The 7,506-nt window shown below is 74.9% G+C and carries 8 protein-coding genes and 1 pseudogene; 6 read left to right on the top strand and 3 right to left on the bottom strand.

Features of this window, described 5'->3' with window-relative positions; all coding sequences use genetic code 11:
• Positions 1-39: 39 nt before the first annotated feature.
• A complete protein-coding gene (gene folP, locus ADL22_RS09115) occupies positions 40-900 on the bottom strand; it encodes a dihydropteroate synthase (RefSeq protein WP_066975594.1) in 861 nt (286 codons plus the stop codon).
• Between the two features lie 91 nt (positions 901-991).
• Here folP and ADL22_RS36040 point away from each other — a divergent pair, with 91 nt between their 5' ends.
• A complete protein-coding gene (locus tag ADL22_RS36040) occupies positions 992-1,531 on the top strand; it encodes a DivIVA domain-containing protein (RefSeq protein ID WP_079063965.1) in 540 nt (179 codons plus the stop codon).
• Complete coding sequence (locus ADL22_RS09105; protein WP_066975592.1) at positions 1,528-2,139, top strand: DNA-3-methyladenine glycosylase I; 612 nt, start codon at positions 1,528-1,530, stop codon at positions 2,137-2,139. Before ADL22_RS36040 ends, ADL22_RS09105 begins: the two co-directional genes overlap by 4 nt.
• A gap of 91 nt (positions 2,140-2,230) precedes the next feature.
• Here the strand turns inward: ADL22_RS09105 and ADL22_RS09100 are convergent, their stop codons facing one another.
• Positions 2,231-3,031 carry an enoyl-CoA hydratase/isomerase family protein gene (locus ADL22_RS09100; RefSeq protein ID WP_066975590.1) on the bottom strand — a complete coding sequence of 267 codons (801 nt, stop codon included), beginning with the start codon at positions 3,029-3,031 and terminating at the stop codon, positions 2,231-2,233.
• Positions 3,032-3,356: 325 nt separating this feature from the next.
• On the opposite strand from ADL22_RS09100, the gene ADL22_RS33715 reads away from it, so the two are divergent.
• On the top strand, positions 3,357-3,524 hold the full coding sequence (locus ADL22_RS33715; RefSeq protein WP_003985072.1) for a DUF3117 domain-containing protein: 168 nt from the start codon (positions 3,357-3,359) through the stop codon (positions 3,522-3,524).
• 217 nt (positions 3,525-3,741) lie between these two features.
• On the opposite strand, the gene ADL22_RS09095 is transcribed toward ADL22_RS33715, so the two are convergent.
• Positions 3,742-4,425, bottom strand: a complete 684-nt coding sequence (locus tag ADL22_RS09095; RefSeq protein ID WP_066975587.1) for an O-methyltransferase — start codon at positions 4,423-4,425, stop codon at positions 3,742-3,744.
• Between the two features lie 297 nt (positions 4,426-4,722).
• Here ADL22_RS09095 and sigE point away from each other — a divergent pair, with 297 nt between their 5' ends.
• The 3 genes and pseudogenes from sigE to ADL22_RS35205 all read left to right on the top strand — a co-directional run.
• Positions 4,723-5,412: an RNA polymerase sigma factor SigE gene (gene sigE, locus ADL22_RS09090; RefSeq protein ID WP_066975585.1), complete on the top strand. Its 690-nt coding sequence runs from the start codon at positions 4,723-4,725 to the stop codon at positions 5,410-5,412.
• Positions 5,409-6,380: an anti-sigma factor family protein gene (locus ADL22_RS09085; protein ID WP_066975583.1), complete on the top strand. Its 972-nt coding sequence runs from the start codon at positions 5,409-5,411 to the stop codon at positions 6,378-6,380. Before sigE ends, ADL22_RS09085 begins: the two co-directional genes overlap by 4 nt.
• Positions 6,381-7,066: 686 nt before the next feature.
• Positions 7,067-7,506, top strand: a pseudogene (locus tag ADL22_RS35205) (protease); the annotation flags it as partial.

The raw sequence follows: 7,506 nt of genomic DNA, 5'->3' as shown, positions 1-7,506 counted from the left end.
AGGCCACCCTCCCGCCGCCCCCGCCAGCCCCCCGCCCCCTTACGCCAGCCCTCGGCGGGCGACTGCCGGGGGGCGGTGCCCGGCGATCGAGGCGACCATGTCGAGGATCTGGCGGGTCTCGGCGACCTCGTGGACGCGGTAGACCTGGGCGCCCAGCCAGGCGGAGACCGCGGTCGTCGCCAGGGTGCCCAGCACCCGCTCCTTGACCGGTTTGTCCAGCGTCTCGCCGACGAAGTCCTTGTTGGACAGCGACACCAGCACCGGCCAGCCCGTGTCCGTCATCTCGCCCAGCCGCCGGGTCGCCTCCAGGCTGTGCCGGGTGTTCTTCCCGAAGTCGTGCCCCGGGTCGATCAGGATCCCGTCCCGCCGGACCCCCAACGCGGCGGCCCGCTCGGCCAGTCCGAGCGTCACCCGCAGGATGTCGGCCATCACGTCGTCGTACTCCACCCGGTGCGGCCGGGTACGCGGCTCGGCGCCGCCCGCGTGCGTGCACACCAGGCCCACGCCGTACCGCGCGGCCACCTCCGCCAGGCGCGGATCGACCCCGCCCCAGGCGTCGTTGAGCAGATCCGCGCCGGCCTCGCAGACCGCCTCGGCGACCTCGTGCCGCCAGGTGTCGACGCTGATCACCACATCGGGGTGGCGGCGGCGCACCTCGGCCACGAAGCCGACCGTGCGGCGCGCCTCCTCCTCGGCGCTCACCTCCTCGCCGGGGCCGGCCTTGACGCCGCCGATGTCGATGATCGCGGCACCGTCGGCGATCGCCTGCTCCACCCGGTGGAGCGCGGGCTCGTCGCGGAACGTCGCGCCCTGGTCGTAGAACGAGTCCGGCGTCCGGTTGACGATCGCCATGATCACCGGCTCATGCGCCCCGAACTCGCGTTTTCCCAGCCGCAGCATTCCCTGACTCCCTCTCCGTGGTCCGGGAGCGACCCTAACTGTCAGACCCGCATGGCACGATCGGACCAGACAGAGAGTCCGGGGAGTGGTCGTGTTCTGGTTCATGCTGATCGCGATGGTCGTGGTGGTGGCCGCGGTCACGCTGGTCGTGGTCGGCGGCGGTGACGCCGGCGGCGCGGGCGGCGGGCTGCCCGACGCCGAGCCCGAGGGGCTGTACGACCCGCTGCCCCAGGACCGCCCGCTCGACCGGGCCGACGTGGAAGCCGTCCGCCTGCCCGTCACCGTGCGCGGTTATCGCATGGACGACGTGGACGACGTGCTGGACCGGCTGGGCGCGGAGCTGGCCGAGCGGGACGCGCGGATCGCCGAGCTGGAGACGGCGCTGGCCGGCGCGCACGCCGGAGCGGCCGGCGGTACGGGGCCGGGCGGTGCCCCGGGCGGGACCGGATGGGCCGGTGCGGCGGACGTTCCGGATGCGGCGGGTCTTTCGGGTGTTCCGGACGCGGCGGGTCTTTCGGACGCGGCGGAGGGTGCGGACGCGGGCCGTGGTGCCGGTGGCGCCGTGGAGCCGCCCGGTGGCCACGGTGCCCCGGGCGCGGGGGAGCGGGAAGAAGGGGAGGGCCCGGCATGAAGGGTGTGGTGACGGCTCCGGACGGGGTCCCGCGCTGCCCGTGGGGGATGGAGTCCGAGCAGATGGCGGACTATCGGGCGTACCACGACACCGAGTGGGGCCGGCCGGTCCACGGCGACGACGCGCTCTTCGAGCGGATGAGCCTGGAGGCGTTCCAGTCCGGGCTGTCCTGGATCACCATCCTGCGGCGCCGGGAGGGCTTCCGGGCCGCGTTCGCCGGCTTCCGGATAGCCGAGGTGGCGCGGTTCACCGAGGAGGACGCGGCGCGCCTGCTCGCCGACCCGGGCATCATCCGCAACCGCGCCAAGATCACCGCGACGCTGGCCAACGCCCGGGTCGCCGCCGAGCTGGCCCCCGGCGAGCTGGACGCCCTGATCTGGTCCTATGCCCCGGCCCGGGCCGGCCGCCCGGTGCCGCGCACGTACGGCGAGGTGCAGCCGGTGACGCCGGAGTCCACCGCGCTCGCCAAGGAGCTGAAGAAGCGCGGCTTCCGGTTCGTCGGCCCGACCACGGCGTACGCGCTGATGCAGGCGTGCGGGCTGGTCAACGACCACCTCGCGGACTGCCATGTGCGGGCGGAGGTGGAGGCGGCGGCAGCGGCCGGCTGACCAGCGGCGGCAGGCCAGCGGGCCGGGGCGGCCGCCCGCCGGGCCCCGGCCGCCGTGGCCCCGCCGGGCCGGGGTGGCGGCCCCGCCCGCCTCACCGCCCCAGGAAGACCGGCTTCTCCTTCTTGACGAAGGCGTCGACCGCGCGGTGGTGGTCCTCCGACGCGCCGGCGCGCACCTGGAGCTCGTCCTCCTTGGCCAGGGTCTCGGCGAGCGAGTGGCCGGCCCCGTAGGCCAGCGACTCCTTGATCGCGGCGTACGCGGCGGTCGGCCCCTCGGCCAGCCGGCGGGCCACCGCGGCCGCCTCCGCGGCCAGCTCCCCGGCCGGTACGACCTTGTTGGCGATGCCCAGCTCGTACGCCTCCTGGGCGCTGAGGGAGCGCGGGAAGAGCAGCAGGTCGGCGGCGCGGCCGTGGCCGATCAGCCGCGGCAGCGTCCAGGAGACCCCGGAGTCCGCGGTCAGCGCCACACCCGCGAACGAGGTGTTGAACGACGCGGTGTCGGCGACGACCCGGTAGTCGGCGGCCAGCGCGAAACCCGCGCCGGCCCCGGCCGCGACCCCGTTCACCCCGGCCACCACCGGCTTCGGCATCTCCGTGAGCGCGGTGACGATGGGGTTGTAGTGCTCCCGCACGGTGGTCATGGTGCGCCCCGCGCCGGTCTCCCGGTCCTCGGCCAGCAGGCCGATGTGCTCCTTGAGGTCCTGCCCGACGCAGAACGCCCGGCCGGTCGCGGTCAGCAGCACCGCCCGTACGGCCGGGTCGGCGGCGGCCTCGCGCAGGACGTCCCGCAGCGCCTCCTTCGCCTCGGTGTTCATCGCGTTCATCGCGTCGGGGCGGTTGAGGGTGACCGTCGCCAGTCCGTCGGTCACGTCGTAGAGCACGGTGTCGGCCATAGTGGAGTCCCCTCCGTCGCGGCTCTGTACTGCCGGGAAAGCGGCAGCCAGCGCTCAGGATGCCGGAGATCATCCGCCCTCGGCATGTGACGTACGTCAAAGAAAGCGGGCGCGCCGGATGGCGGGGAGTGGCGAAGTATCGCAGGCCGATCGCCGAATTGGGTGGGTTTGCGGGAGCGCGTGTCCGAAGGGATGCCCCCTGATGTTGGTCATCGGGTCGTTCGATGCGGGATAATGGCCTGGAAGCAATGTGTTCGACGCCGGTGACACGCGCCTAATGAAGGCCGTCGGCTGAGATGAGCTGGTTTCAGGAAGGGGAACGAGCATGGCGGCCATGAAGCCGCGGACGGGCGACGGCCCGCTCGAGGTGACCAAGGAGGGGCGGGGCATCGTCATGCGCGTTCCGCTCGAAGGCGGCGGTCGGCTCGTCGTCGAGTTGACCCCCGACGAGGCCAAGGCCCTGGGTGAGGCTCTGGAGAAGGTCACCGTCTGACGAGGGCGGAGACACCGCTGCGGTTTTCCGGGCGCCTCGGCCCCGGTACCTCCAGCCGGACACCCCGGCCCCGGCACGCGGCACGCCAGTAAAACGGCGCGCCGCGTGCCGGGGCCGTTTTCGCGCGCTTGTCGGGGCAGCTGCCGGAGGGCGAGGGTCCGGGTGGACGGCGCACCCAGGGCGGTACGGAGCCTGGCCGCGCCCCGCCGCTACGGGCTCAGCCGCGCTTGACCGCGCAGAGGAGGCCGTCGCCGACCGGCAGCAGGGCCGGTGCCAGCGCGCTGCTCTCCCGTATGGCGCGCAGCAGCTCGCGCACCCGCAGCACCTCCGCCGGCTGCTCCGCGGAGTCCACCGTCCGGCCGTCGGCGAAGACGCCCTGGAAGCAGACCAGGCCGCCGGGGCGCAGCAGCCGCAACGATTCAGCGAAGTACTCCAGGTACTCCAGCAGATCGCCGTCGCAGAAGACCAGGTCGTAGCCGCCGTCCGCGAGGCGGGGCAGGACGTCCAGGGCCCGTCCGGGGATGAAGCGGGCGCGGTTGCCGGCGAAGCCCGCGGCGCGGAACGCCTGCTTGGCGAACGCCTGGCGCTCCGGTTCGAGGTCCACGGTGGTGAGCACGCCGTCCGGGCGCATGCCGTGCAGGAGGTAGATGCCGGACACGCCCGTGCCGGTGCCGATCTCGGCGACCGCCTTGGCGTCCGCGGTGGCGGCGAGCATCCGCAGGGCCGCGCCGGCGGCGGCCGTCACCGGGCGGATCCCGGCCTCCAGCGCGCGGTCGCGGGACCAGCTCAGGGCGGCGTGGGCGGCGTCGTCGATGGTCCCGGCGCCGTACGCCTCGGCGAATGCCAAGTTCGTCTGCCGGTTGCCGGTAATGGCCCTCTCCTGTCCCCGTAGTTGACGCAACCGTGACTGTATCCGCTGCGCGCGGGAACCCGCAGATGGGACCGGACGTTAGGAGAGGACAGAGGGGAGAGACGGGGGGATGGACCGGTGGATACCACGCAAGAGACCGTGCCGGAGGCGCGGCCGGAAGAGAAGCCGCACCAAATGCTGGTCAAAACTGCTTATCCGGAGCTAACGGGCGAGGTGGATATGGTAGGGGCCCTACTGGACACCACCAGAGCCACCAGGGGAGGTGCGGCTGCGGCGGGTGACCGAGTGCGCAGGCGCTTGCGAAGGTCGTTCGCCGGGCCGAAATCCGTGACCAACACCGCTGACCGCTTCCGCCCGTACGGCCCCAAGGCCAAGGGAGGGGCCCCCGCCTCCGACGCGCCGACCGCGACCTTCGCCGCAGACGCGGACGCGCCGGCGTGGACCCCTCCGAGCTGGGAGGAGATCGTCAGCACCCACAGTGCACGGGTCTACCGCCTCGCCTACCGCCTCACCGGCAATCAGCACGACGCCGAGGACCTCACGCAGGAGGTGTTCGTCCGCGTCTTCCGCTCGCTGTCGTCGTACACCCCCGGCACGTTCGAGGGCTGGCTGCACCGCATCACGACCAATCTCTTCCTGGACATGGTCCGCCGCCGCCAGCGCATCCGCTTCGACGCGCTCGGCGACGACGCCGCGGAGAAGCTCCCCAGCCGGGAGCCCGCCCCGCAGCAGCAGTTCGACGACACCCACTTCGACGCCGATGTGCAGCACGCGCTGGACACCCTCGCGCCGGAGTTCCGGGCCGCCGTGGTGCTCTGCGACATCGAGGGCCTGTCGTACGAGGAGATCGCCGCGACGCTCGGCGTCAAGCTCGGCACGGTGCGCAGCCGGATCCACCGGGGCCGGTCGCATCTGCGCAAGGCGCTCAAGCACCGCTCGCCCGAGGCGCGGGCCGAAGAGCGTGCGGAGCGGCGTGCGCTGTCCGTGGTGCCCAGTAGGGAGGTCGGAATCGCGTGAGCCTCACCGGCGGTCCGTCCCCCGCCGAGCAGCATCTCGGCGACCGCCTCGCGGCCCTGGTCGATGGTGAACTGGGGCACGACGCACGGGAGCGGGTGCTGGCGCACCTGGCGACCTGCGGAAAGTGCAAGGCGGAGGCCGATGCGCAGCGTCGGCTGAAGAGCGTGTTCGCGCAAGCGCTGTCCCCCGGGCCCTCCGAGGGGCTGCTGGCGCGCCTCCAGCAGCTGCCCGGCGGCGAGTCCGGCGGTCCCGGCAGCCGGCTCGGCGAGGGCGCCTTCGGGCGCGGCGGCGGTTTCGGCCGCGCCGAGTTCGACGGCGGCGAGTTCGGCCGCGGCGGCGGTTTCGGCTACGTCCCGCCCGAGCAGCACCTCGCCCGCGCCCTGGTCGGCGTCCCCGGGCAGCCGCGGCGCGGCGTGCGGGCCGCGGAGGCCGAGCGCGGTGCCCCGCAGCGGCGCCGGTTCGCGTTCGCGGCGGCCGGCGCGGTCTCGCTGGCGGCGTTCGCGCTCGGCGGCGCGCTGCCGCTGGAGGCGGCCGTGGACGCCCCCGCACCGCGTGCCGAGGGCAGCGGTCCGGCCGTCACCCCGCTCGGCGCCAACTCCGCGGCCGGGGCCTTCGGGCTCGCGGGCGGGGAGATGCCGATCACGCGTGAGCCGCGTCCCGGGGCCTGGCCGACCGCCGGCGACCCGACGGGCGCCCCCGCGCCCAGCCCCATGTCGCTCTTCGCGCCGGACGAGGCCCGGCCCTCGGACGCGGTGCCGGCCTTCAGCCCGCTGCCCGGCCGCTTCGGCCTCTCGCCCCTGATAGCCGCCACGGGGCCGGCGGCCGCGTACCGCTTCTCCCCGTTGACGGCCGCGAGCGGCAACGTTCCGGTCCACCGCACCTCGCCCCCGATGCCGCCGCTGGAGCCCATGCGGCCGCTGCTGGGCTCCCCGGCCGCGAGTGGAGGGCCCGCTTCCGCCCCGCGCTGACCGGCCCCTGCGCACCGCCGCCCGGAACTGGTTGAATCCCTTCTCGGGCGGCGCGCCCCTGCCCGGGGCGCGTACCGCGCGGGCCTGTCGCCGGACGGGCCCGGTGTGGTGGCCCGCGCAACGGCCGCGGGCGAAGTGTTGGGGAGAAGATGGACGACGCCAAGGCCGCCGGGCCCAAGCTGAAGTGGTGGAGCCGCCCGGAGCAGGCTCCCGGGCCCGGGCAGCCCGCCGGCGCCGCGCACCGGGGCCCGCGGACCGACGCGCCCGCCCCGGACGCCTCGGGCGACTGGCTCGTCGGCCCGCCGCGAGCGGTAGGGGGCGGGGGGCCGGAGGCGGACGGGTCTGTGGCGGGTGGGTCTGCGGCGGATGCATCTGTGGCGGATGGGTCTGTGGCGGATGGGTCTGCTGAGAGTGCGGCCGTGGCGAACGGTTCCGTGGGGCATGGGCCTGTGGCGGACGGTTGCGGCGGAGAGGGTGGCGGGAGCCGTCCCGTAGCGGACGCCTTGGCCTCCGGGCGCGGTGAACTCCCAGGAGTTGAGGGGGAGTTGGCCTTGTCGTCCGCCGAGTCGCAGCCCTTGCAGAACGAGTCGCAGTCTGCGCCGGGTGCCGTTGATCCGCGTACGGTCGTGCGGCCGGTTGGCGCGGGTGCGCCGGCGGAGGGCGCGCGGGGCGGGGAAGCCGCGACGGTGACGCTCGGTCAGGTGCGCGCGGACGCGCCTGCGGAACGGCCGTCCGAAGCGGCCGCCGCCCCGGCCGGCGAGGTCGCCATGCCCACCCCGGCTGACGAGTCCACCGCGCCCGTCCCGGCCACCGCGCCCACCGAGGCCGCAGCCCCCGCCCCCCGGCCGCAGCCGCTGCACCCCGAGGATCCGTACGGGACGCCCCCGTACGGTGAGCCGGGGCCGTGGGCGCCCGCGCCGCTGGTGCAGCGGCCGGTGGCGACGCCTGCCCACGGCACCGTCCTGCCGCCCGCCGGGAACGGCGCGGCACCGGGCGGAACGATTCCCTCCCCGGCCGCCGAGCAGGCCGCCGAGCCCCCGGCCGCGGCACCGGCCGCAGCACCGGCCCCAGCGGCCCCCGCCACCCCCTCACCCCACCCTGCCCCGCAGGCCCCCCACACCCCACC

This window comes from Streptomyces sp. NRRL F-4489 (assembly GCF_001509485.1).
In the GTDB taxonomy this organism is placed as follows: domain Bacteria; phylum Actinomycetota; class Actinomycetes; order Streptomycetales; family Streptomycetaceae; genus Streptomyces.
The sequence above is the reverse complement of the archived record's forward strand: the minus strand, read 5'-3'. Positions and strand labels throughout refer to the sequence as shown.